The 23,588-nt window shown below is 64.3% G+C and carries 26 protein-coding genes; 8 read left to right on the top strand and 18 right to left on the bottom strand.

Annotated features, from left to right (window positions below; genetic code table 11):
- Nucleotides 1–100 precede the first annotated feature (100 nt).
- The 3 genes from BB28_RS01815 to BB28_RS01805 are packed head-to-tail and all read right to left on the bottom strand — an operon-like array spanning nt 101 to nt 2,213.
- On the bottom strand, nt 101–730 hold the full coding sequence (locus BB28_RS01815; protein ID WP_081252187.1) for a TetR/AcrR family transcriptional regulator: 630 nt from the start codon (nt 728–730) through the stop codon (nt 101–103).
- 38 nt (nt 731–768) lie between these two features.
- Complete coding sequence (locus BB28_RS01810; RefSeq protein ID WP_064393356.1) at nt 769–1,917, bottom strand: hypothetical protein; 1,149 nt, start codon at nt 1,915–1,917, stop codon at nt 769–771.
- Nucleotides 1,914–2,213 (bottom strand): hypothetical protein, encoded by a 300-nt coding sequence (locus BB28_RS01805; protein WP_030095948.1) that lies wholly within the window; start codon nt 2,211–2,213, stop codon nt 1,914–1,916. The genes BB28_RS01810 and BB28_RS01805 overlap by 4 nt, the downstream gene beginning before the upstream one ends.
- Before the next feature lie 195 nt (nt 2,214–2,408).
- Here BB28_RS01805 and BB28_RS01800 point away from each other — a divergent pair, with 195 nt between their 5' ends.
- Nucleotides 2,409–3,884 (top strand): glutamate-cysteine ligase family protein, encoded by a 1,476-nt coding sequence (locus tag BB28_RS01800; protein ID WP_046252285.1) that lies wholly within the window; start codon nt 2,409–2,411, stop codon nt 3,882–3,884.
- 15 nt (nt 3,885–3,899) lie between these two features.
- On the opposite strand, the gene BB28_RS01795 is transcribed toward BB28_RS01800, so the two are convergent.
- From BB28_RS01795 to BB28_RS01760, 8 genes are all read right to left on the bottom strand, one after another.
- The gene (locus BB28_RS01795) at nt 3,900–4,727 is read right to left on the bottom strand and encodes a DUF5995 family protein (RefSeq protein ID WP_052740086.1); all 828 of its coding nucleotides are present in this window, start codon (nt 4,725–4,727) and stop codon (nt 3,900–3,902) included.
- Nucleotides 4,728–4,771: 44 nt separating this feature from the next.
- Nucleotides 4,772–5,065, bottom strand: coding sequence for a hypothetical protein (locus BB28_RS01790; RefSeq protein WP_046252284.1), 294 nt, complete (start codon nt 5,063–5,065; stop codon nt 4,772–4,774).
- Nucleotides 5,066–5,254: 189 nt separating this feature from the next.
- A complete protein-coding gene (gene egtE, locus BB28_RS01785) occupies nt 5,255–6,322 on the bottom strand; it encodes an ergothioneine biosynthesis PLP-dependent enzyme EgtE (protein ID WP_046252283.1) in 1,068 nt (355 codons plus the stop codon).
- Nucleotides 6,319–7,269, bottom strand: coding sequence for an L-histidine N(alpha)-methyltransferase (gene egtD / locus BB28_RS01780; protein ID WP_191985257.1), 951 nt, complete (start codon nt 7,267–7,269; stop codon nt 6,319–6,321). Before egtD ends, egtE begins: the two co-directional genes overlap by 4 nt.
- Before the next feature lie 2 nt (nt 7,270–7,271).
- Nucleotides 7,272–7,952, bottom strand: coding sequence for an ergothioneine biosynthesis protein EgtC (gene egtC, locus BB28_RS01775; protein WP_046252281.1), 681 nt, complete (start codon nt 7,950–7,952; stop codon nt 7,272–7,274).
- Between the two features lies 1 nt (nt 7,953).
- The gene (gene egtB / locus BB28_RS01770) at nt 7,954–9,249 is read right to left on the bottom strand and encodes an ergothioneine biosynthesis protein EgtB (protein WP_046252280.1); all 1,296 of its coding nucleotides are present in this window, start codon (nt 9,247–9,249) and stop codon (nt 7,954–7,956) included.
- Nucleotides 9,246–10,484: an ergothioneine biosynthesis glutamate--cysteine ligase EgtA gene (egtA, locus tag BB28_RS01765; protein WP_046252279.1), complete on the bottom strand. Its 1,239-nt coding sequence runs from the start codon at nt 10,482–10,484 to the stop codon at nt 9,246–9,248. Before egtA ends, egtB begins: the two co-directional genes overlap by 4 nt.
- Nucleotides 10,485–10,519: 35 nt before the next feature.
- Nucleotides 10,520–11,299: an SDR family NAD(P)-dependent oxidoreductase gene (locus BB28_RS01760; RefSeq protein WP_046252278.1), complete on the bottom strand. Its 780-nt coding sequence runs from the start codon at nt 11,297–11,299 to the stop codon at nt 10,520–10,522.
- A 59-nt stretch (nt 11,300–11,358) separates the two neighbouring features.
- Between BB28_RS01760 and BB28_RS01755 the strand changes: the two genes are divergently transcribed.
- Entirely contained in the window at nt 11,359–11,799 is a 441-nt protein-coding gene (locus BB28_RS01755; RefSeq protein ID WP_046252277.1) for a nuclear transport factor 2 family protein, read from the top strand.
- Here the strand turns inward: BB28_RS01755 and BB28_RS01750 are convergent.
- Nucleotides 11,768–12,655: an LLM class F420-dependent oxidoreductase gene (locus BB28_RS01750; protein WP_046255448.1), complete on the bottom strand. Its 888-nt coding sequence runs from the start codon at nt 12,653–12,655 to the stop codon at nt 11,768–11,770. The genes BB28_RS01755 and BB28_RS01750 overlap by 32 nt on opposite strands.
- A gap of 52 nt (nt 12,656–12,707) precedes the next feature.
- On the opposite strand from BB28_RS01750, the gene BB28_RS01745 reads away from it, so the two are divergent.
- Genes BB28_RS01745 through BB28_RS01730 form a run of 4 tightly spaced genes read left to right on the top strand, consistent with a single transcriptional unit; the run spans nt 12,708 to nt 16,911 of the window.
- Complete coding sequence (locus BB28_RS01745) at nt 12,708–14,102, top strand: sugar porter family MFS transporter (RefSeq protein ID WP_046252276.1); 1,395 nt, start codon at nt 12,708–12,710, stop codon at nt 14,100–14,102.
- Nucleotides 14,087–14,989, top strand: a complete 903-nt coding sequence (locus BB28_RS01740; RefSeq protein ID WP_101312319.1) for an N-acetylglucosamine kinase — start codon at nt 14,087–14,089, stop codon at nt 14,987–14,989. The genes BB28_RS01745 and BB28_RS01740 overlap by 16 nt, the downstream gene beginning before the upstream one ends.
- 14 nt (nt 14,990–15,003) lie before the next feature.
- Entirely contained in the window at nt 15,004–16,017 is a 1,014-nt protein-coding gene (locus tag BB28_RS01735) for an SIS domain-containing protein (protein WP_046252274.1), read from the top strand.
- A 9-nt stretch (nt 16,018–16,026) separates the two neighbouring features.
- Nucleotides 16,027–16,911: an N-acetylglucosamine-6-phosphate deacetylase gene (locus BB28_RS01730; protein WP_225421975.1), complete on the top strand. Its 885-nt coding sequence runs from the start codon at nt 16,027–16,029 to the stop codon at nt 16,909–16,911.
- On the opposite strand, the gene BB28_RS01725 is transcribed toward BB28_RS01730, so the two are convergent.
- The 4 genes from BB28_RS01725 to BB28_RS01710 are packed head-to-tail and all read right to left on the bottom strand — an operon-like array spanning nt 16,896 to nt 19,877.
- A complete protein-coding gene (locus BB28_RS01725; RefSeq protein ID WP_046252272.1) occupies nt 16,896–17,540 on the bottom strand; it encodes a sensor domain-containing protein in 645 nt (214 codons plus the stop codon). The genes BB28_RS01730 and BB28_RS01725 overlap by 16 nt on opposite strands.
- Nucleotides 17,541–17,543: 3 nt before the next feature.
- Nucleotides 17,544–18,206 carry a sensor domain-containing protein gene (locus tag BB28_RS01720; protein WP_046252271.1) on the bottom strand — a complete coding sequence of 221 codons (663 nt, stop codon included), beginning with the start codon at nt 18,204–18,206 and terminating at the stop codon, nt 17,544–17,546.
- Nucleotides 18,207–18,247: 41 nt separating this feature from the next.
- Nucleotides 18,248–19,174, bottom strand: coding sequence for a carbohydrate kinase family protein (locus tag BB28_RS01715; RefSeq protein WP_046252270.1), 927 nt, complete (start codon nt 19,172–19,174; stop codon nt 18,248–18,250).
- 49 nt (nt 19,175–19,223) lie between these two features.
- The gene (locus BB28_RS01710; RefSeq protein ID WP_052740083.1) at nt 19,224–19,877 is read right to left on the bottom strand and encodes a sensor domain-containing protein; all 654 of its coding nucleotides are present in this window, start codon (nt 19,875–19,877) and stop codon (nt 19,224–19,226) included.
- Between the two features lie 123 nt (nt 19,878–20,000).
- Between BB28_RS01710 and BB28_RS01705 the strand changes: the two genes are divergently transcribed.
- Nucleotides 20,001–20,615, top strand: a complete 615-nt coding sequence (locus BB28_RS01705; RefSeq protein ID WP_046252268.1) for a methyltransferase family protein — start codon at nt 20,001–20,003, stop codon at nt 20,613–20,615.
- On the opposite strand, the gene BB28_RS01700 is transcribed toward BB28_RS01705, so the two are convergent.
- Nucleotides 20,599–21,924 carry an ammonium transporter gene (locus BB28_RS01700; RefSeq protein WP_030095969.1) on the bottom strand — a complete coding sequence of 442 codons (1,326 nt, stop codon included), beginning with the start codon at nt 21,922–21,924 and terminating at the stop codon, nt 20,599–20,601. The two genes, BB28_RS01705 and BB28_RS01700, sit on opposite strands and share 17 nt — an antisense overlap.
- Before the next feature lie 182 nt (nt 21,925–22,106).
- Here BB28_RS01700 and BB28_RS01695 point away from each other — a divergent pair, with 182 nt between their 5' ends.
- Nucleotides 22,107–23,240, top strand: a complete 1,134-nt coding sequence (locus tag BB28_RS01695; RefSeq protein ID WP_046252267.1) for a nitronate monooxygenase — start codon at nt 22,107–22,109, stop codon at nt 23,238–23,240.
- Here the strand turns inward: BB28_RS01695 and BB28_RS24335 are convergent.
- Nucleotides 23,215–23,586: a DUF6199 family natural product biosynthesis protein gene (locus tag BB28_RS24335; RefSeq protein ID WP_046252266.1), complete on the bottom strand. Its 372-nt coding sequence runs from the start codon at nt 23,584–23,586 to the stop codon at nt 23,215–23,217. The two genes, BB28_RS01695 and BB28_RS24335, sit on opposite strands and share 26 nt — an antisense overlap.
- Between the last annotated feature and the right edge of the window lie 2 nt (nt 23,587–23,588).

The following is a 23,588-nucleotide window of genomic DNA, read 5'->3' as shown; positions in this document are numbered from 1 at the left end:
CGGTACAGATGTATCGTCAAACCACAGAAGGCCTGGTCTATCGAACGATGAACTTGGTGAACGCGCACCAAACTTGCCCGGAATCACCCCGGACATTTACCTACAGGACAGTTTGTTTTTGCGTATCGAGCTGCGGCGCTCGAAGCCGCAGTTCCAGCATCTGCTTGGCCCTGGACCAGCGACGGTCGCGGGTTTCCTGAGACGCGGTCAAGCTGCTGACCAGGATGCCGCGGATGATGTCCATGGCCAGCAGGCCGAAGTCACGCCGATCCCTGGGAGACGTCGGATCCTCGTCGTCGAGTACATGCAACGCCGACAGATTGTGCAGCACCATCTTTTCGAACTGGTCCAGGTGCACACGCAGGTCAGGCTCGGTCCGCGCCGCGATGAGCAGCTCCACCACCGCGGTGAACAACGGCCCCTGATGAATCCGCCACAGCACGTCGAGATACCGCTCAACCGAGTCGGCGGACTGATCCATGGCCATCAGCTCTTCGAGCACCGCCTGGGTGCGCTTAAACGCGAGATGGCGCACCGACTCGGCCATCAGTTCCGACTTGGACTGGAAGTGATGGATCAGCGCACCGCGCGTGACACCGGCGCGACTCGCGATACGCGAGGTGGTGGTGCCGGAATACCCGAACTCGACGAGACAGTCGATGGTCGCCTCAAGCAAGCGGGAACGCATCGCCGCCGAACGTTCCTCCTGGGTGCGTCGCGGCGTGGGCATGCCCACATTGCACCACAGTCAGCCGACGGGCAGCGCGACTATCGACCGGTGACCTGGTGGAAGATCTGCGCGGCCTGCGCCTCGTACTTCGCATACGCGTCGGGGAAGGCGGAGCGCTGAACCGACTGCGCGGCTTGGGCAACGCTCATGTCCTGCCAACCGGACACCTTCACCAACTGGTCGTAGAACTTGCCCGCCGACCTCGTCGGATCCATCAAATCGGCTGTGGCACCCCAGCTTTGACGCTGCTGGAACGGCCCCACCGAGTCGTGGTCATGTCCCACACCGTCATTGGCCAGCATCATCGAGTCGGGAACCGAGGAGTTCGCGAGGCTGCGCAAGCCGGACTCGGTGAGTGCGGTCGCCAACGCGATCTGAATCGCCTCGGGCGAAAGCCCCCGACGCAGACCTTCTTCGATGATCTTGCGAGCGACGTCCATCTGACCGGCGTCCAGATTCATGAACACCGACGGACCCAACGGGCGCAACGACGGAGCACCGGTGTTGGAGTAGCTGCCATCGGGCACACTATGGCCCCCGCCGCCACCGTGTCCGCCCCCACTGCCACCGCCATGACCGCCCCCGAAACCGCCGCCACCGCCACCGAATCCACTGCTGCCGGCCCGCATCGAGCCACTTGCCGCACCGCCACTGCTGGCCGGTACGAACGCCGCGGGCGCAGTGCTGGCCACCTTATGCTCCGCGTCAACCGTCTCCGACGCCTTCCGCAGGTCATTCGACGAGGCGCGATCGGCCTCTTCGAGCGACTTCAGCGCCTGGCGAATCGCATCGGTCAACCGCCGGGCCTCGGCCTGTAGATCCCTGTTGCCCTGCGGAGCCGTGACGGTGCCGTCGTCGGCAACCTGCAGGCCCTTCGCGTTGGCCTCGTCCACCAGCGCCATCACCTTGTCACGCGCCGCAGTCAGTGCCGAGTGCCCGCCACGGACCGCCTCGGCCACATTGCCGATCGCGAACGAGAGCCGGTTAGTCGAGGACTGCTCGCTCGACGCCTGGTCATACGCCGCCGCGAAGGACTTGCCCTTCCAGAACGACTCTGCCGAGTCCAGATCGCGGACCACTCCGTCGATGGACAGGTCCAGGTTCTTGCTGGCATCTTCGATGGCCTTTGCGGCAGCGTCCAGGTTGGCGACATCCCACCCACGTAGCTGCGAAATCGTCGGTCTCACAGCCTGACCTCTCCGGCCCTGGTGACCTGCCTGCCGTTAGCGGCGTCCTGGCCCGTCAACGAGCCCGAGCTGGTCTGAACAAAGTGTGAAATGCCCTCGATGCGTTCGGACGCACCGCCCCCGGCACGTTTGAGCGCGGCACTGACGGCCCGCAGCACCTCAGCGAACTCGGTACCGGCAACCGCGTTGGCCGCCGCCTCGAAATCAACATCGGGAAACGCATCCTTCGCACGTCCTGCGACGCGACTCGCCAACCGAGCCATCTCGGCACCGTTGGCCTTCATGATGTCGCTCATAAATACCTCCCCAAGGAACCGGTCCCACGCGCACACGATGGCGCGGTTCGTCGCCAGATTGTGCCTCTGATCAGATACGACGGCACTGGTGCTGATTTGGTTCCATGTTTTTCAACCTTTTTTCGCCGAATCGTCTGGGGCCGCGTACGGGCGAATCACCAGGTCCTAGCCCCCCGTTGGGGAAGAATACGACCCATGGGCGACGAAGTCGCACGCACCCAGTTCACCGGTGAGCACCGCCGGGCCTATCGCACCAAGGTGCAGAACTGTCTGGACGTGTTCGAGACCATGCTGTCGGAGTCCAGATTCGACTTCGAACGACCGCTGACCGGCATGGAGATCGAGTTCAACCTCGTCGACAGCGATTACCAGCCGGCGATGACCAATACCGAAGTTCTCGCGTCGATCGCCGATCCGGCCTTTCAGACGGAACTGGGCGCCTACAACATCGAACTCAATGTGCCGCCCCGCGCGCTCCCCGGCTCGGCGGCCCTGGAACTCGAAGACGACGTGCGCACGAGCCTGAACGCAGCAGAGCAGCGGGCCGGCGAACGCGGCGCACACATCGTGATGATCGGCATCCTGCCAACGGTCATGCCCGAACACCTGGACGGCGCGTGGATGAGCCCGTCCTCCCGCTATCGGGCATTGAACGACGCGGTGTTCAACGCCCGTGGTGAGGACATGCAGATCGACATCACCGGTTCGGAGCGTCTCAGTATCAGGTCGCCGTCCATCGCCCCGGAGTCGGCGTGTACCAGCATGCAACTGCATCTGCAGGTGGCACCCGACGACTTCGCAGCCAATTGGAACGCCGCCCAGCTGCTGGCGGGCCCGCAGCTGGCGCTGGCCGCCAACTCACCGTTCTTCTTCGGCAAGTCCCTATGGGCGGAGACGCGCATCGAGCTCTTCACGCAGTCCACCGACACCAGGCCGCAGGAACTCAAGGTGCAGGGGGTGCGCCCACGGGTGTGGTTCGGCGAGCGCTGGATCACGTCGATCTTCGACCTGTTCGAAGAGAATGTCCTCTACTTCCCATCGCTGCTGCCGGAGATCTCGGACGAGGACCCGGTGGCCGAGCTCGCGGCGGGGAGGGCGCCTCGGCTTCAGGAACTGCGGTTGCACAACGGAACGGTCTATCGCTGGAACCGCCCGATCTACGACGTCGTCGATGGCACACCACATCTACGCGTGGAGAATCGCGTGCTGCCCGCCGGGCCCTCGGTGATCGATGTGATGGCCAATGCCGCGTTCTACTACGGCGCGCTTCGAGCCCTGTCTGAGGATGATCGGCCCGTCTGGACGAAGATGACTTTCGCTGCGGCACATGACAATTTCCTGGAGGGTGCGCGGCGTGGTGCAGAAGCCAGAATGTACTGGCCCGGCGTGGGCGAGATCACGGCCGATGAACTGACGCTGCGGCACCTGCTGCCCATGGCACATGAAGGATTACGACGCTGGGGGGTGGCCACCGAGGTGCGCGATCGTTACCTCGGGGTCATTGAGGCGCGAGCGAAATCTGGCATCAACGGCGCGGCCTGGCAGACCCACACCGTCGGTGCGCTCGAAGAGCGTGGGTTGACTCGCAAGGCGGCGCTCAGCGAGATGCTCCGGATGTATTGCGAACACATGCATTCCAACGAACCGGTGCACACTTGGGAGCTGATCTGAACATGGCGTGCCGCATCACATCACGGTGCATATCGGCGCCGGTGTCACCGCAATTCGATCCAGCTCCCGTAGGTTCGCCACCACATCGCGACTCTCCCGCGCGGCGATCGCGTTGACAAACACCGACATTGGCGCGGGCGGACTGTAGACCAGCGCCCCCTGCTGCGCGATGTGCAGATCGCGCGCCAGGATCACGCCCGGATCGAGAACATCCGGCAAGGCGGCCAGCACAGCGGCGAACCGCCAAGCGCTATCCCGAAATGCTTTGACCGATTCGTTGATCACTGCGATCTGCCGTTCCTGGAGCACCGCGTACAAGTCGGCCAACACCGGAGACAACTCGTTGATGTCTCCCACCACGCCGTTCACCTGACTGGCCAGCACCGCGTTGAGCCGGTTGAAATCCTCGCGCAACGACTGCAGCTGGGCACCCCTGGCGACATTCTGGACAACAATTCCAAGGTCAAGCCCAATGTGCGCATTGACCCCGGCGAGCATGTGCTGCACCAGAATTGGCTGCTCCAGGTGAGCCGAGTCGAATGTCACCTGCCACGAGTGCGCGGGTTTGCCGTACTGACCCGGGTGGAAGTAGCCATTCAACGCAGCGAAATAGCGCTCGGCGAATTCCACATCGAACCGTTCCATCCGTGCGCCATCCTGGAACACATGCTGCTCAATCGCGACGCCGACCGCGAGGGTAATCCTCTTGTACAGCGCCGCGAAGTATCCGAGTCTGCTTGATACCCCGATTGACCACATGATGATCGAGTCGATCGCCGCAACGACTTCATCGATCGTCCTGCAGGTTGGCAGGGGATCCAAGGGGGCTATGTTCTCTGGCACGCCTTTTCCTTTCAGGAAGAGCCATCCGGTTTCACCGCGCGCGCCTATCTGAGGAGATAGAGCCCGACTGTCCCGGCATCATTGGCCGCATAGACCGCCTCACCGGCGCCGCACCCTGCCTGATTGGCCGCCTCCACCGCCGAGGGAGCATCCGCATGATTACCCATCCAGCGCCACTTCTTCACGCTGCCTACAGTATTGAGGTATATGTACAGTCCCACGGTGCCGTTGTCATTCACTTCGAAGACCACTTCACCGGCGCCGCACCCCGCCTGATTGGCCGCCTCCACCGCCGAGGGAGCATCCGCATGATTACCCATCCACTGCCAGTTACTCATGAGAGGTCCTTGCCTGTTCGTTAGCTTCACCCGCGCTGCGCGGGCAACGCCACGGTGGCATCGAACTGCCGACCCCGGCACGAGTAGCCGACTACCTAAATTTCGCCGCGCCTATACCCGAACTCGCATCAGATAGGTCATCTGCGCCGAGAAAAATACTGGGGAAGCCACAGGTCTACGCCTTGAGGACTAGGCCAACGCGTCGGCCAACTGCTCCAGCTCCTCATCGGTGCCATCGACATGCGGGCTGATCCGAAGCACCGGCTTGGTCATCTCGAACGGTGCTCGCACGGTCTCTGCAGCGGTCGTCACGATCGCATGCTCCTCGATGAGGTGCGTACGCACCGCGACCACGTCGACGTCCCCAATGGGCTCCAGTGTGGTGATGGCACTAGGTTCGTCCACGGACTCCACCACCCGCCAATCGTCGAGTTCCCCCAGGATCTTTCGGGCGGCCCGCCCACGCTCAGCCAACGCGCCCTGAACCTCCGAGGGACCGGCCGCCAGATGCTGCCCCACCGCGACCGACAGCCCCACCCAGCCCGCGACATGTGCCTCCACATGGCCAGCCCATTGCGGAATCAGATGTGCAAGAGCCGGATTGACGGCAAGCACACCCACACCACGCGGACCGGCCAACCACTTCCGTGACGGTGCGTACATGGCGTCGGCGCCATGAGTGCAGTCGATATGTCCCAGGGCCTGCGCGGCATCGACAACGACCGGCACCCCGGCCGCACGCGCCAACGCGACCACGTCCGCGGCGGGCTGCACGGTGCCACGGTGGCTACCGACAACGGTGAAATGCACCAGGTCCACCTTCTCGCGGCGCAGAAAGGCCTCAATCCCGTCAATATCGGCGCGGCCGTCTCCGTCGACAGGCAACCACACCGGGGTGAATCCGAAGTGGTTCATGATCATCAGGTTCGGGCCGAATTCACCGGGCAGACAAGCGACAACCCGTCCGGCATCGACCGGCCACGACTGCAGCAGCGTACGCAGGGCATCGGCGGCGCCGGTGGTGAATTGCACCTGCGCCCCGGGCATGCCCGTCAGGTGACGTACTGCGGCACGTCCAGCCTCGAGTACCGGCGCCGCGGCTTCCTGCGCCACGTACCCGCCTATCTGCGCCTCGTGTTCGGCGTGCTGAGCCACCGCCCGAATGGTGTCAACGCTCTGCCGTGAACATGCCGCCGAATCCAGGTGCACACCGAGAACCGGTGGCCGGACCTGCCGCCACACCTCACCCAGACTCACTGCTTCACCGCCAACGACAGTCCGAAGTCATGGGAACCATCCGTCCACCAATGAGTCTGGCGCAGGCCCGCAGCGGCCAACTCCCGCGCCACACCCTCCTGTCGGAACTTGCACGACACCTCGGTCAACATCATCTCCCCCGCCCCGAAATCTACGACGAGGTCCAGAGCTTCGATGGTTACCCGCTGGTCGCGCACGGAGCGCAGCCACATCTCCATGCGTTCCTCGTCACCGTTCCACAACGCGACGTGCTCGAAAGCCTCCAAGTCGAAATCGGCATCGAGTTCACGATTGATCACCGCCAGCACATTGCGATTGAAAGCGGCCGTCACACCGGCGCTGTCATCGTAGGCACGCACCAGGCGGCCGGTGTCCTTCACCAAATCAGTTCCGAGTAACAGCATTTCACCGGGTTGCAGGGTGTCCGCGACATCGGCCAGGAATCGTGCCCGCGGCTGCGTGGTCAGATTTCCGATCGTGGATCCCAAGAAGGCGACGAGACGCCGCCCCTCCCGGGGAATCCGCCCGAGGTCCTGCTCGAAGTCGCCACACACAGCCCGCACTCGCATCCCCGGGTACTCGGTGACCAGAGCATCCCCCGCCGCGCGCAGCACCCCGGAATCCACGTCGAAGGGGATGAACGTCTTGGGAGACAACGCGTCGAGCAGCATTCGCGTCTTTTCTGAGGTGCCACTGCCCAGCTCCACCAGGGTGTCGGCACCCGAAGCCGACGCGATGTCGTCTGCATGGGTACGCAGTAGGCCAGCCTCGGTCCGTGTTGGGTAATACTCCGGCAACCGAGTGATCTCGTCAAACAGATCGCTACCCACTTCGTCGTAAAACCATTTAGGAGGAAGCGATTTCGCATCTGCGGTCAAGCCCTGCCGAACATCACGGCGTAGCGCCTCGGCCGCCGCACCAGAGGCTAGGTGATTCTCCAGGGTCATGGTCATAGTGGCGCCACCTCTACCTTCCCATCGCGTACCCGCACCAATCGCCGGTCCGGGATGTCGACCCAGGACGGGTCGTCGTCGTACGGTTCGCTCGCCACCACCACACCGTCGGCGGCCTCCAGAATCGACAGGGTGTCACCCCAGGTTGTGGCGATCAACTCATTTCCGTTGGCCGCCATAATATTCAGTCGCGCTGATGGATCCGCGGCGCCGATCCGCCGAACCGTCTCTCCCAGGTTCTCCGGGCCCGACGCAAAGATCCGGGCCGCCAGCACCGCGCTATCGACCACCGACTCCGCACCCGACACCTGGCCCACCGCGCCGCGATCGACAATCCCGTTGTGCGACAACAGCCAGGTGCCATCCGTGAACGGGGCGGCGGCGGACTCGTCGATGGGCATTCCGACACTCGCGGACCGCACCGCAGCCACCATGCATCCGCTGCGCAACACCGGAGCCACCGAGGCGAAGGACGCATCACCCCACAGTGGACGTGCACTGCGCCATCTACGAGGTGCCCCGTCGATGAAGAACCCGGCACCCCACCCGTCGGCGTTTACCAGACCATGCTTTTGACGTCGCGGTGAATATGACTGCACCACAAGGCCATGCGGCGGGTCCAGCATCAGCGACGCCAGGCTCCGTGGCTCACCCAACCAGCCCAGATGACGACACATGCTAGACGTCCCAGGCCAGACGAACGCCGCTGAAGATCTGTCGGCGGATCGGGTGATCCCAGTTGCGGAAGCTGGGCCGCATGATCGATGGGGACACGGCCCACGAACCCCCGCGCAGCACCCGGTAGTCACCGGCCCCGGAACCTTCGAAGAACGGCTCGCTGTACTGCTGGTAGATCATCGGGGTGAAGCCGGGCCAGGGCCGCAGTGGTGAGGTGGTCCACTCCCACACGTCGCCGAGCATCTGTTCGGCACCGTAGGGCGACGCCGATGCAGGATAGGCGCCGACCGGGGCCGGTCCCAGGGCACCTCCGCCGAGGTTGGCTCGGTCACGGCCCGGGGCATCCTCACCCCACGGGAAGCGCCGTCGCACAGAGACTTCCGGATCCCAGACGCAGGCCTTTTCCCATTCGGCTTCGGTGGGCAATCGCCCGCCCGCCCAGGCGGCGTAGGCCTGTGCCTCATGAAAGGTGACATGCTGCACCGGCTCATCGGGCACTCTCTGCACCTCACGTCCGAACCGCGTCAGCGTTCCGCCGCGGTTCCAAAACTTGGGCGCCGTAAGGTCTTCCATGCACCGATGTGTCCATCCGGCCTCGGACCAGAACTTCTCGCGTCGATATCCGCCGTCTGCGATGAATGCCGACCACTCGGCGTTGGTCACCGGAACCTTGCCGATCCGAAAACTCGGGAGATCCACCACGTGTGCGGGGCGCTCATTGTCCAGCGAGAACGGCTCGTCGATCGCGTCGACGCCGAGTACGAACGGACCCGCCGGCACCAGCACCGAGGTTCCCGCCACCCCAGCGCGGCCCGGCGGCAACGGTTCCACGCGCTCCAGCAGGGCGGCTCCACGACGAATCGATAAGGCCTGCAACATGGTTTCGTCATGCTGATGTTCATGGCTGAGCACCATGGCGTAGGTGAATTCGTCCGAACCTGCCGAACCGTCGGAGGGCAGTGCCTCCAACCGGTCTAGAACCCGGCCTCGCACCTCGTGACAGAACGAACGCGCCTGTGCCGGGGAGAGCAGCGGCAGCTGCACCCGGCTGGCCCGGGTGTGACGGAAGGCGTCATAGAGGGACTCGATGTCGCCGGGCAGCATTCCCGGTTTCTGCGGATCACCGTCGCGCAGCAGCCAGAGTTCTTCCTGCTGTCCGATATGCGCCAGGTCCCACACCAGCGGACTCATCAGGGGGTCGTACTGACGATGGAGCTCGGCATCATCATGATCGGTGATGGTCAGCGTGCGCAGACGCGCGGCTTCGAGGTCGCGCACCAACTTTTCCCGGATCATTGGGTCGCTCCCGAAAACGCCTGCTCCACACCGTATTCCGTCACATTATCCATGAAATCGTCGGCGGGACATCGGCCTTCTTCGACACGTTCCAGTAGGAAGGCCATGTCCGCGGCCAGCTCGGACGGCGCCACCGCGCACGCCGCCGCCACCAGCCGACGCCCGGCCGCATGGAGGGCGGGATCCGCCAGGCCGGCTCGCGATGCCGCCTCCCACGCGTCACCAACAGGTTCAACCGTCTCCGCGGCGATATCGGCGACCTGCGGATGGTCGAGCGCGGCGACCACGGTGAATGCCAGCGCGGGCCACCACCAATCCGGTGCTGCGTCAAGGTACCGCAGCTCCAACCAGCGGCGCGGTCGCACCGGAGGAAACAGCGTGGTCAGGTGATAGTCGAGGTCTTCGGTGGTGGGAGCGCGCCCTGCAAGCCGCACGGTCCCGTCAGCCCAGGATTGGAACGGCACATGGGTGACAACCGCATCGGCGCCCTCCTTGTTTCGCACCAGCATGACGGGTGCTCGCAACGCATATCTGACCCAGGATTCGGTCGGGTCGGTGCCGATCTCGACCGGGGCGCAGCGTCGCGGGTCCAGGTTGTCCCAGATCCACTGTCGGGTGTTTCGCCGCCCCGTACGCCGACCGGCAAGCATCGGCGAGGAGGCCGAGAGCGCCGCCATCGTCGGACCCATCCGCTGCGCCAGCACAAATCTGTCCCGCCATTGCCGCGGTGTCCCGGACTGCAGATTGACCTGCAATGACGCGGTGCAGGTCATCATCTGCAGCGCGGTCTCACCGAAACCAGCAGCACCGAAATGGCCTGCCATCGCGGCGTACCGTGCTGCGGGATTGACGCGTTCGGGTGTGCGCAGCGGGTCGGTGCCCAAGCTGGCCAGCGCAATCCCGGCGCCACGGTATGTCGAGGTCAGGATCGAGTGATCGGCCCGCATCGACGAGATCGCCGACCAGATATCGGCGTGCGGGGGTCCGGAGAGTTCGACGGCCCCACCCGGTTCAAAGGTGATCGCGCTGCGACCGGGCAGATCGTGAACGGTCTCCGCGATGTCATGCAGCCGATTCCAGCTGACCCTGCGGTGCGGAGCCGTCAGCTCGACGGTATGAGATTCCAGCTCCAGCCCGACCGTGCCGACATGTGCGTCGGCGAAAGACTGCCGAGCGATGTGCTCGGCAGCCTCGTCCGCGTTCGACAGTGTCTCCACTGTCGAAGTGGTGGCCATCTCTCCAATGTTCCATAGGCCACCGACAAGTAGCGCTACTTCGGCTGGAGGCGGGCTCCGCCGTCGATGCGAATCGTCTCGGCATTCATGTAGCTGTTGGTGACGAGCTCAAGGGCCAGCGAGGCGAATTCCTCGGGGTTACCCAGGCGCTGCGGGTAGAGCACGTTCGGTGCCAGGCGGTCCTTGAACTGTTGCGCGGAGTCGCCCTCACCGTAGATCGGGGTGTCGATGAGACCCGGCGCGATGGTGTTGACACGGATGCCCACGACCGACAGATCACGCGCGATCGGCAGCGTCATGCCCACGATTCCGCCCTTGGACGCCGAGTAGGCGGCCTGGCCGATCTGGCCGTCGAACGCCGCGACGGAGGCGGTGTTGACGATGGCGCCGCGCTCACCGAACTCGTCGACCGGCTCTTCCTGGCTGATCGCGGTGGCCGCGAGACGGATCAGGTTGAACGAGCCGATCAGGTTGATGCCGATGACCTTGGAGAAGATGTCCAGCGAGTGTGCCGAGGCGTACTGCCCGTCCTTGCCGATGGTGCGGCCGGGCCAGCCGACGCCCGCGCAGTTGATGAGGACGCGCACCGGGCCCAGCTCCTTGGCGGCGTCGACGGCGGCGATACCGTCGGTCTCGCTGGTGACATCGGTGTGCACGAAGGCGCCACCGAGTTCCTTGGCCAGAGCCTCACCCTTTTCGTCCTGGACGTCGGCGATGACGACCTTGGCGCCCTGCGCGGCGAGCAGGCGAGCAGTTGCGGCACCCAGACCCGAGGCGCCACCCGTGACGATTGCAGACACACCATTGATATCCATGAGCCGCACCCTAACCGATCAGTTGGTTGGGAGATCGAGGCCCCATAGTCTTTGTATCCGTGACCGATGACCGACTCGCCATCCAGGATCTCGTCGCCCGGTATGCCAGCGCCGCGGACCACCGTGACGTCGACGCGCTCGTCGCACTGTTCTCGGCTGACGCCGAACTGATCCGGCCCCCGGCCCTGCTGCGCAAGGGTGATTCGGCGGCCCTGCAGGGCCGCGAGGCGATCGCGGATTCGATCGTCGCGGCACTCACGCCGCTGCATGCGACGTATCACCTCGTGGGCCAGCAGACGGCGACTGTTCACGGTGACAGCGCGACGGGCGAGGTCTATTGCATGGCCCACCACATCTACCTGCGCGGCGACCAGCATCACGACAACGTGATGGCCGTCCGCTACCTCGACACCTACGAGCGCGGACCTGCCGGTTGGCTCTTCGCCCGCCGCGAGCCGGTCGTGGTGTTCAGCGAGGACCGACCAGTTCGAGTCGGCTAGCGCACGCCGCCATCTCCTCAAGCACCGCTTCCAGCGTCGTGGCGCACCGCGACGCCGACAGCAGCATCCGTCCCGCACCGCGCTGGTGCGCCTGCTCCAGCGCCGCCTGGTCCACGCGATGCAGACCATGCCCCAGCACGAGGTCGATACTCGCAGGATCTCGACCCGCATCGGTAGCCGCGGCTCGCATGACATTGAGCGCGGCCGACAGCTCCTCACCAACTAGGCCCAGCGGTTGAAAGCCATCGCCCAGCCGCCCAGCACGCCGTGCCGCGGCCTTGCTGTGCCCACCTATGTACAGCGGAACACCTTGTGGCCGAATAGGCTTGGGGTAGGAATAGGCGTCGTGGAACCGGTAGAAATCCCCGTCGTATGCAGCAGGCCCATCGGTTGACCACAGTGTGCGCATCACCGCGACGGCTTCATCGGTAGCCGCGCCGCGATGGTCGAAGTCGCCCCCGCACGCCTCGATCTCCTCACGCATCCATCCGACTCCCAGACAGACCCGCAGCCGTCCCCGGCTCAATCGGTCCAGGGTCGCCAGACGTTTGGCCAGCACCACGGGGTGGTGGTCGGGTAACACCAGCACCCCGGTGGAAAGCCCCAGCGTCGTGGTGGCACCCGCGACAAACGACAGCAGCTCCAGCGGGTCGGGGATGTCGACATCATCGGGCAGGTGCGACTGACCGGTCGGCGAGTACGGGTAGGTGCTCTGCGTGTCTCCGATGACGACGGCGTGCTCCACCACGGAGATCTCGCTGAATCCCAGCCGCTCTGCGGCACGCGCGAATTCGAGGATCTTGTCGGGTTCCGCGGTCATCCCGAGCTCTACCGGAGCAACAACACCGATCTTCACCGCCACCTCCAATAACCCGTGCCCGCCGCATCCTCAGTGTCTAATACGTGGGATGAGCCTGATCACCGACCTCCGCTCGACATCGCGTCTGGGTCTCATGGTGGCCGTGACGGCCGCAGCGGTGGGTGTCATCTACGGATACGACTCCTCCAACATCGCAGGTGCGCTGCTCTTCCTCACCGACGATCTACATCTGTCTACCAATGACCAGCAGGTGGCCGCCACCGCGGTGGTGATCGGCGAGATCGTGGGCGCACTCATCGGCGGCCCACTGTCCAACAAGATCGGCCGGAAACGGTCAATGGTCCTGGTGGCGGCGACGTTTGGAATCTTCTCGCTGCTCTCCGCACTGGCCGTCGACCTGAACACCCTGGTCGCTGCGCGATTCTTGCTCGGGCTCACTGTGGGTGTGTCGGTGGTGGTGGTTCCCGTGTTCGTCGCCGAGTCCTCCCCCACCAAGATCAGGGGCTCGATGCTGGTGCTCTACCAACTGGCTTGCGTAACAGGGATCATCGCCGGGTACCTCATCGCCTGGGCATTGTCGTCAACGGGCAGCTGGCGACTGATGCTGGGTCTGGCAGCCATCCCCGCCGTGCTGGTATTGATCGCCCTGCGCAAGCTCCCCGATACGGCTCGCTGGTACATGATGCGTGGCGACCGCGCACGGGCACGCGAGATCCTCACCACGGTGGATCCCGATATCGACGTCGACCACGAGCTCGATGAGATTGCCGACGCCCTGCGGTCCGAAGGCGGAGGTTCGGTGCTGGCACGACTCAAAGAGATGGTGACTCCGCCCTACAACAGAGCAACTTTTTTCGTTGTCGGCCTTGGGTTCTTCATTCAGATCACCGGCATCAACGCTGTCGTCTACTACGGGCCTCGCATCTTCGAGGCGATGGGCATGTCCGGATATTTCGCCAAGCTCGGACTGCCCGCGCTCGTTCAGGTGGCAGCGCTGCTGGCGGTATTCGTGTCCATGTCGACCATCGACCGGATGGGCCGCCGTCCCATCCTCATGATCGGCATCACCATCATGATCATCGCCGACGCCCTGCTGGTCACCGTATTCGCAATCGGTGGATCGTCATTCGGTGGCGTGCTGACAGTTCTCGGCTTCCTCGGAATCGTGCTCATTGCGGTGGGCTTCACCTTCGGGTTCGGCTCGCTGGTGTGGGTGTACGCGGGCGAGAGCTTCCCGGCACGGCTGCGCTCCTATGGGGCCAGCGCCATGCTGACTTCGGACCTGGTGGCCAATGCCGTTGTCTCCATGTATTTCTTGACGTTGTTGACCGCACTCGGCGGCACCGTGGCGTTCGGGGTCTTCGGCGCTCTGGCGTTGGCCGCCCTCGTGTTCGTCTATCTGTTGGCACCGGAAACCAAGGGCCGCAACCTTGAGGAGATCCGGCATTTCTGGGAAAGCGGAGGCAAGTGGCCCGAGGCGTAGTAGTTGGGATAGACATCGGCGGGTCCAAGACCCGCGCACTGGCCGTCGCGGACGGCAAGGTGATCGGCGAGGCGCTGGCAGGTAGCGCCAATTTGCAGTCGGTGAGCGAGGAGCAGGCGAAAACCGTTTTCGCCGACATCTTTTCCGAGCTGAACCGGGACGATGTCTCCCGCGTGAGCGCCGGGTCGGCCGGGGTGGATACCCCCGAGGGCGCGCAGGCCCTGATTCGGCTGCTGCAACCGTATGCACCTCACGCCGACATCACCGCGGTGCACGATACGCAGCTCATCCTGGCGGCGGGCGGCCTCACGGCCGGCATCGCGGTGATATCCGGTACCGGATCGGTGGCCTGGGGAAAACGTGGCGACGGTGCCACCGCGCGAGTCGGCGGTTGGGGCTACCTACTCGGGGACGACGGCAGCGGCTACGGCGTGTCCAGATCTGCTGTGCGGCACGCTCTCTCTTTGTCCGATCGGGGCGATCCTCCCGACGCGCTCTCGCAACGGTTCACCACCGAGTGCGGTGTCACCGAGCCCGCGCAGCTGCTGGATCATTTCTATGCCCACCCCGAACGCCGGTACTGGGCCAAGATGGCAGGGCTTGTCTTCGACCTCGCCTCGGCAGGTGATGACGCCGCACAGGTGATCACCAGGCAAACAGCCATCGACTTGGCCGCCTTGATCGAGGGTGTCTGCCTACGATTGGGCCCTGGACTGCCTGTGGTACTCGGCGGGGGTCTACTGGTCAACCAACCGGGCCTCGTCGCCGATATCATCGAACGTACACGCAGCACCGGTGTTTCGGATATCGCTGTGCTGCAACGTGAACCGGTGTTTGGAGCATTGGCCCTGGCCGGGGTCGATGTCGACGGATTGGAGAAGGCATGACCGCGGGGACGCATATGGCTGACGAGATCCGCCAACAGCCTGCCGTATGGGGGCGGCTGCTTTCGGAGGGCCGATCAGGCATCGCGGAGGTAGCAGCCAAGATCGTCGAGTACCGGCCGCGCTTCGTGCTCTTCGTCGCGCGCGGCACCAGCGACCACGCCGCGCTGTACGGCAAGTACCTCACCGAGATCATCCTGCAGGTCCCGGCCGGTCTGGCCTCCCCTTCGACCATGACGACCTACGGTGCGCGGCCCGATCTTTCGGGTGTGCTGGTAATCGGAGTCAGTCAATCGGGGGGCTCCCCCGACCTGGTGCAGACGCTGTCGGTGGCACGCGAGCAGGGAGCGCTGACCGTTGCCGTGACCAACGCCCCGAAATCTGCGCTGGCCACCGCTGCCGAACACCACGTGGACGTGTTGGCCGGCCCTGAACTGGCGGTTGCGGCCACCAAGTCGTACACGGCGCAATTGCTGGCGCTGTATCTGCTGCTCACCGATGTGGCGGGCCGCGATAACACCGCGGCCGCCCTGCTCCCAGAACGCGGTGAGGAAATCCTGCACAGCGCCGTGGTCCAGCAGCTGGCTACCCGGTACCGCTTCGCCTCACGCCTGGTCACCACCGGTCGCGGCTACTCATACCCCACCGCACGCGAGGCCGCCCTCAAGCTGATGGAAACGAGTTATCTTTCTGCCCAGGCATTCTCCGGGGCAGATCTGTTGCATGGCCCGTTGGCCATGATCGATCCGCAGGTACCGGTGATCGCGATCGTGCCCGATGGGGTTGGCGGCCGGGCCATGAACGACGTGCTGCACCGGTTGGCCGGACGCGGAGCCGATGTGTGCTGCGTGGGATCGGCGGACGCGGTGGCAGCCACCGGGCTGGGCGTCACCCTGGAGCCGACGCTCGAGGAGCTTTCGCCCATGTTGGCCATCATTCCGCTGCAGCTGCTTGCCCTGCAATTGGCGATCGGCCGCGGAGAAGACCCTGATGTACCACGAGGTCTATCCAAGGTGACCGAAACACTCTGAGGACATGACGTGGGTTCTGCCGGGTTTTTTGACATGCACGTGCATGGCGGTGGCGGCGCATCATTTGGAGACGATCCGGAGGCCAATCACACTGCCGCAGAATGGCATCGGTCCCACGGCACCGATGGCATGCTGGCCAGCCTGGTGACTCTGGCGCCCGATGACCTGCTCAACGCCGTGCGCGTGCTTGCCGGCACGGCGAGCACCGGGGGTATCGCCGGCATACACCTGGAAGGCCCCTGGCTGTCGCCGCGATATGCCGGAGCTCACGATCCGCGGCTGCTGCGCGAACCGGATCTTGCCGAGCTCGAGCGGCTACTGGACGCGGGCGCCGGGCATATTCGGATGGTCACCATCGCGCCCGAGCTCCCGGGCGCGATCCCGGCGATCGAGTTGCTTGTCGCGCGCGGCGTAGTGGCGGCAGTGGGGCATACCGATGCCACGTATGAGCAGACCTTGCAGGCTATTTCGTCCGGTGCCACCGTCGCCACTCATCTGTTCAACGCCATGCGCCCGATCCACCATCGCGAGCCCGGCCCCATCCCGGCACTCCTGGAGAGCCCCGCAGTGACCATCGAGTTAATCGCCGATGGCGTACACATCCACCCCGCGATCTACCGAATGGTGCTGGCCGCAGTGGGACCAGACCGAATCGCTCTCGTCACCGACGCGATGTGCGCCGCCGGAATGCCCGATGGTGCTTATCAATTGGGCCAGCTGCCGGTCACCGTCGCAGCTGGTGAGGCGCGGCTGCCCGACGGCACCATCGCAGGCAGCACCGCGAGCATGGCGGACCTGTATCGGTTCGCGGTGGCGCAGGCAGGTCCCGAGGTGGCCGCCCTGCAGACGTCCGTCAATCCCCGTCGCGCGGTGCGTGTTCAGGCCGCTTCGTAGCGGGGCCCGATGATCCTGGTGATGCGCAAAACACGTTCGTAACGCTCGGGACCGTCCGAGCATGTCCGCATGTCAGTCACGGTGTTACGCACTCTGACCAGTAGATGCGTGCAGGCCTTACGCACTCCGTTATCGGCGATCATCACGTACGGTCCCACGATCGCGTCATCATCACGGCGCAGCGCACTGATCATGTATCGCCACTGGAAGCCGTCACGCACTGTTTGGTTCGCACACCGCTGCCACAAATCCATTTCACTGGAAGCGAAGTCGCGGGCCTCGTCGTCGGAGGGGAAGACCGCAACGCTTTGTGAGACCTGGACGGTCCACGGAGCCGCATCTTCGAGCTGCTGGTCATGCGCGGCCATGTACGGCGCGCGGTCGTAGGTGGCGATGGACGCGCGAATCACGCTGCCACAATCGGGTCTGTCCGTCGACAGATCTGGCAGCGCATTGAGCCGATTGACTGTCGGGAAGCCAACTCCCAGCACCGACGATGCCTCTTGCGGCGTCACCATCAGGTTATCGATCGCGGCGGGCGGCACGATCGAACCCGGATCCGCGTGTGCGGGTGACGCCATAAGCATCCCCGCCGTCGTGGTCGCGACTGCCCAGGCCGGAACTCTCATGACTTATGCCTCCCACACTCGCGGACCGACGATCTTCATCAATTCGAATGCCCGCTCACCATCACTCTTGGAAACCGTTGAGCACGTTCGGATATCGACGGTGACGTTGCGCTCGCCGAGAAGCACATGCTGACATGACGCATACGCCGAATCGTTCCTTGAGTAGCCGACCGCGAGCAGGTTGTCGACCTGCGTGACATCCCGAACATCCACGGTCGCCACCAGAGTCGTGCCATCGATGGCCAGCTCGGAGACACTGATGGTCTGATGCTCACATGCCCGCCAGCGATCGGCCTCGCTGTGCGCGAAATCGCGGGCCTCCGCATCGGTACCGAAGACCGCCACGCTTTGATCCACCAGGGTGAACCAGCCGGCGTGATCCCAGAGTGCCTGGGAGTGCGCAGCCACATAAGGCGACCGGTCATAGCTCGATACCGAAGCCAACACCACACTTCCACAATCCGGGCGGTCGGTATCCAATGCGAAGGTGGCACTCTGCCGCTGGACATTGGGCAGAGCCACTCCCATCACCCGTTCGGCCTCTCGCTGGGTGAGCATCAGTCGGTCGATCGCCGAAGGCGGCACCGTGGGCGATGGTTCGGCGGCCGCGACGGCCGGGTGCAAGGCGCCGAGTACCACCACCAGTGTTCCCACCACTGATCGCATGCGCCCCCCTGTCCTCGGCCCCGATTCTTGTGTATTGAACTCTAGGACCCGATGCGGCGCAGCTCCTTGGCCAGCTCAGCGGAATCGGGCGGCTGCGCTCCTGGACGGGTACAGGTGATCGCCGCCGCCACCGCCGCACGGTGCAGTGCCTCGGGCAGCTCGAGCCGCCGCTGATAGAACCCGTCAAGGAAGGCGCCGGTATACGTGTCACCGGCGCCGACGGTGTCCACGACGCTGACCTCATGGGCGGGGATGTGCAGCGGTGACAGTTCGCCCCGCCGGAAGGCCAGCGACCCTGCCGCACCGCAGGTGATCAACGCGATCTCGATGTGGGGGTAAGCATCGAACCAGTGGCTCACCACACCCTCAATCGATCCGCCCGGGTACAGGAACTGGAGATCTTCGGTACTGGCCCGCGCCACTTCCGCGATGGCCAGCCACGGGGTAATGCGCTCGACATACGTCTGGCGGTCACTGATGAGAGTTGGGCGCACATTCACATCGAAAGTGAGCGGGGTGTCCGAATAGTGCTCGACAATCCAGGCCCGTAGCGTCTCGCGCCCCGGCCAGAGGACGCTGGCGATCGAGCCCGCCCACACCGCCGCCGGGGCGAGCGCCGGAACAGGAAGCGATGGCGGAGCAACATCATTGGTGGTTCCCTGCCAATAGAACCGGTACTGAGCGACACCCAGGTCGTCGACTTCCGCGATGGCCAATGTCGTAGGGACGTCATGGCGTATCACCAACGACTCATCGACACCCGCCGCGGTCAGGTTGTCGATGCACTGGCGCCCGAAGACGTCGCGCGACACCTGCGTGAGAAGAGCGGTTCGCGTGCCAAGCCTGGCAGAGGTGATCGCGGTGTTGTACGGCCCACCGCCTGGCACCGAGCGCCACAATCCGTCGGCCGCGGGTACCACGTCGACCAGCGTCTCGCCACAGACGATGAGGCCATCTCTGCCGGGCACGCATCGAGGCTACCCGAGAGAGGTTTTGTCACAGCATCTTTGAGTGCTCTTACGCCTGAGCCACCCGCGGCAGCAGCGCCTGGATGAGGTCCAGTGCACGGTTCCCGTCTCGTTGACCACAAACCCGCACGTCGATAGCAACGTTTCGTAGCGGCGCGAGCGCGTGCTGGCAGTACATGGCTCCGCCGTAATCCGTCGGCCACGCGTAGCCGACTACCAGAACCTCTTGCACCTGGACGATCTTGCGAAGCTGCACCCATTCACGACGCGTGCTTCCGTCCGGTTGCGGCAAGAGCGAAGTGACCCGCTGGTTCTCGCAGGCCCGCCAGCGATCCGCCTCGCCGAGCGCGAAGTTCGTCGCATCCGACCACTCCGGAAAGATCACCATGCTCTGGTCCACCAAGCGCGTCCAGCTCGGCCCGTCCGTCAATGACCGGTACCGCCCGGACAAGTAATTGGAGGATTCATAACTGGCCGCCGACGCCAAAACCACACTGCCGCATTCGGGTCTGTCGGTCCGATCCGACACCAGCCCGGCCCAATCTCCGGACACAAACATGCCGGACCCCATGACGGGACTCACGTCCCCGGGCTCAAGCATCAGACCCGGCAGCGCGTCCACCAGCACTGGTAACTCGTCAGGATTCGCCGAGGCGGTGCTCGGCGACGCTGTCATCGCCAGCACACAAAGGAACGACGCCACCCCCAGAACAGACCTCATAACCGCAGGAGCCTAGACGAGCAGCGGGAATGACCCATCGGGTTATTGACACTCATCTTGAAATATTGTTCTATGCGAATGTATGCATTAAATGAAGGGAGTTTCATGCCTCTGGCAGCGCTTGTCTTGTATCTGGTCTTCATCGCTGCCGGACTGGGCTGGAAGAGCTACCGACAGTGGCGGGCGACCGGCTCCACCGGCGTCCGCGGATTCCACGGCAGCCCCGGTTCACGCGAATGGTTCGCGGGTGTGGGATTCATCGCCGCGATAATCGCCGCCCTGCTCGCACCCATCCTGCAGTTGGCGGGACTCATCGCCCCCCTTGCCGCACTGGATCATCGAACTCTTCACATCGCGGGAATCGCATTGGCGGTAACGGGAATCGTCGCCACGGTCGGGGCACAGCAGACCATGGGCGAATCGTGGCGAGTTGGTGTCGACACCCGTGAGACCACCACATTGGTGAGCAGCGGCGTTTTCGGCTGGGTTCGCAACCCGATCTTCACGGCAATGCTGACCTTCGCGGCCGGGTCGGCCCTCATGACCCCGAACCTGTTGGCCCTCAGCGGTTTCGTGTTACTCGCCGCCTCAATCGAACTGCAGGTACGGGTGGTAGAAGAGCCGTACCTCCTCGCGACGCACGGCAAAACCTACCGTGACTACGGATCCCGGGTCGGGCGATTCCTACCCGGGATCGGCAGGTTCAGAGCCCCGGGTTGATGAGCCCACCACCGCGGGTGGTGGCCAGCTCGTAGGCCGACTCGGCATGCTCGGCATCGTCGAGACCATCGGACTCGTGCTGTGGATGCGACCGAATTCCCATGGAATGGCGCAGACCCAGCCCGATGACCCCGGTGACCGCAACCGAGTAGGCGAGCACCGCCGCCACCCCCACCAGCTGCAACCAGAACTGATGCAACCCGCCGCCGTACAGCAGCCCATTGACACCGGCAGGGGCCGCGGCACTGCCGACAACACCGATCATCAACGTACCGACCACGCCGCCCACCAGGTGTACGCCCACCACGTCGAGCGAATCATCATATCCCAGGCGGTATTTCAGCTCGATAGCAAGAGAGCTCACCGCACCGGCCACCGCGCCGATCACCAGCGCGCCGATAGGCGTGACCGCGGCACACGAAGGTGTGATGGCCACCAAACCCGCGACGACGCCCGAGGCCGCACCGAATGAGGTCGGCTTGCCGTGCCGGACCTTCTCGACCAGCAGCCAGGCTGCCATCGACATGGCGCCCGCACCCAGGGTGTTGGCGATGACAATCGCGGCGGTGCCATCGGCAGCCAACGCCGATCCGGCGTTGAATCCGAACCAGCCGAACCACAGCAGCCCGGCACCGAGCATGACGGCGGGCAGGTTGTGGGGGCGCATCGCTTCGCGCGGCCATCCCCGCCGCTTGCCAAGAACGATGGCCAGCGCCAAACCGGCAGCACCCGAATTGATCTCCACGGCGGTACCGCCGGCGAAGTCGAGGACGCCCAGGTTCGCGAGCCATCCGCTCTTGTCGGCAGTGGTGCCCTCAACCGCGAATACCCAGTGCGCCACCGGGAAGTACACCAAGGTTGCCCACAGTGCCGTGAATGCGATCCACGGTAAGAAGCGCATCCGGTCGGCGACCGCACCGGCGATGAGCGCCACCGTCACCATGGCGAACCCCGCCTGGAACATGACGAACACCAACGCCGGAATGTTGGTCGGGCCCCACAGCGGCACCGAGGGCGCCTTGTAGTCGCCCTCGAACAGATGCTGCAATCCGGCGAACTGGAACGGATCGCCGAGTAGTCCGCCACCGATGTCGGTACCGAACGCCATCGAGTACCCAAAGGCCACCCAGAGCACCCACACCACGGCAACGGCCGAGAAGCACATCATCATCATGTTGAGGACGCTCTTGGCGCGCACCATGCCGCCGTAGAAGAAGGCCAGTGCCGGGGTCATCAAGAGCACCAGCGCGGCGCTCGTCAGAACCCAGGCGGTATTGGCCGCGTCCGGCACTCCCATATGCGGAAACATGCGCTGGCTACTCCCGGCTCGTGCGATTAGGTCAGCGTGAGTGTAGGGAAGCCGCCGGACGGGCGTGCAGGACCTGTTCTAAACTAGAACACGTTCCAGTTTTTAGACCCTCCTACTAGTCCTCTGCCGGGACCCCATCCCGCCATCCGCCTGCCCCTCTTCCCATCACCCAAGGAGAAGTCATGCACACCCCGATCTGCGACGAGCTCGGCATCGAGTTCCCGATTTTCGCCTTCACCCACTGCCGGGACGTCGTCGTCGCGGTGAGCAAGGCCGGTGGCTTCGGCGTGCTGGGCGCCGTCGGATTCACCCCCGAACAGCTCGAAATCGAGCTGAACTGGATCGACGAGCACATCGGTGACCACCCCTATGGCGTCGACATCGTCATCCCCAATAAGTACGAGGGCATGGACGCGAACATGTCGGCCGATGAGCTCACCAAGATGCTCCAGTCGATGGTTCCGCAGGAACACCTCGATTTCGGCCGCAAGCTGCTGGCCGACCACGGAGTACCCGTCGAAGAGGGCAACGACAACGCCCTGCAACTGCTGGGCTGGACCGAAGCCACCGCGACCCCCCAGGTGGAGATCGCGCTGCGCCATCCCAAGATGACGCTCATCGCCAACGCGCTCGGCACCCCTCCGCCCGACATGATCAAGCACATCCACGACGCCGGCCGTAAGGTCGCGGCGCTGTGTGGTTCACCCAAGCAGGCCCGCAAGCATGCCGACGCCGGGGTGGACATCGTCATCGCCCAGGGCGGCGAGGGCGGCGGCCATTGCGGTGAGGTCGGCTCGATCGTGCTGTGGCCGCAGGTGGTCAAGGAGATCGCACCGGTGCCCGTGCTGGCCGCCGGAGGTATCGGCAGCGGCTACCAGATCGCCGCGGCGCTGGCGATGGGTGCACAGGGCGCGTGGAGCGGCTCGCAGTGGCTCATGGTCGAGGAAGCCGAGAACACCGCGGTACAACAGGACACCTACGTCAAGGCCACCAGCCGCGATACCGTGCGGAGTCGGTCCTTCACGGGCAAGCCGTGCCGGATGCTCAAGAACGATTGGACCGAGGCCTGGCAGACCGAGGGCAATCCCGAACCGCTGGGGATGCCCTTGCAGTACATGGTTTCCGGGATGGCGGTGGCCGCCACTCACAAGTTCCCGGATCAGACCATCGACGTCGCCTTCAACCCGATCGGACAGGTCGTCGGCCAATTCACCAAGGTGGAGAAGTCGGCCGCGGTCATCGAGCGTTGGGTCCAGGAGTACCTGGAGGCCTCCAACACGCTCAACGAACTCAATGAGGCCGCGGCGACGGTGTAAAGACCGATCGAGTGTGTGGATCGTGTTGTTTTCCGAACAGATTTCGACACGATCCACACACTCGACTATCCAGCGGGCTTGTGATCGACGCAGAGCTAGCCGGCGGCATCAGATCTCGATATTTCCGGTCGGCCTGCACCATCTTGTACCCGACCACCCCCAGCACGACCAGACCCACAACACCGCCGATCCGCGTCATCGCGTAAGCAGTCTCGCTGGGCTCGTTGGCTTCAGGGTTCCGGTATTTCCAGGAAGACAGCGCCTGCCACTGGCTCTTCGGATCAAGAATCGACCACAACAAAAACGGGACGACGACTAGCCCCAGTAAAAGAAGCAATCCCCCCACGC

The sequence above is a fragment of the Mycobacteroides chelonae CCUG 47445 genome (assembly GCF_001632805.1).
Classification (GTDB): domain Bacteria; phylum Actinomycetota; class Actinomycetes; order Mycobacteriales; family Mycobacteriaceae; genus Mycobacterium; species Mycobacterium chelonae.
Note: the sequence above shows the minus strand (reverse complement) of the source record. Positions and strands in the feature narration are given on the sequence as shown.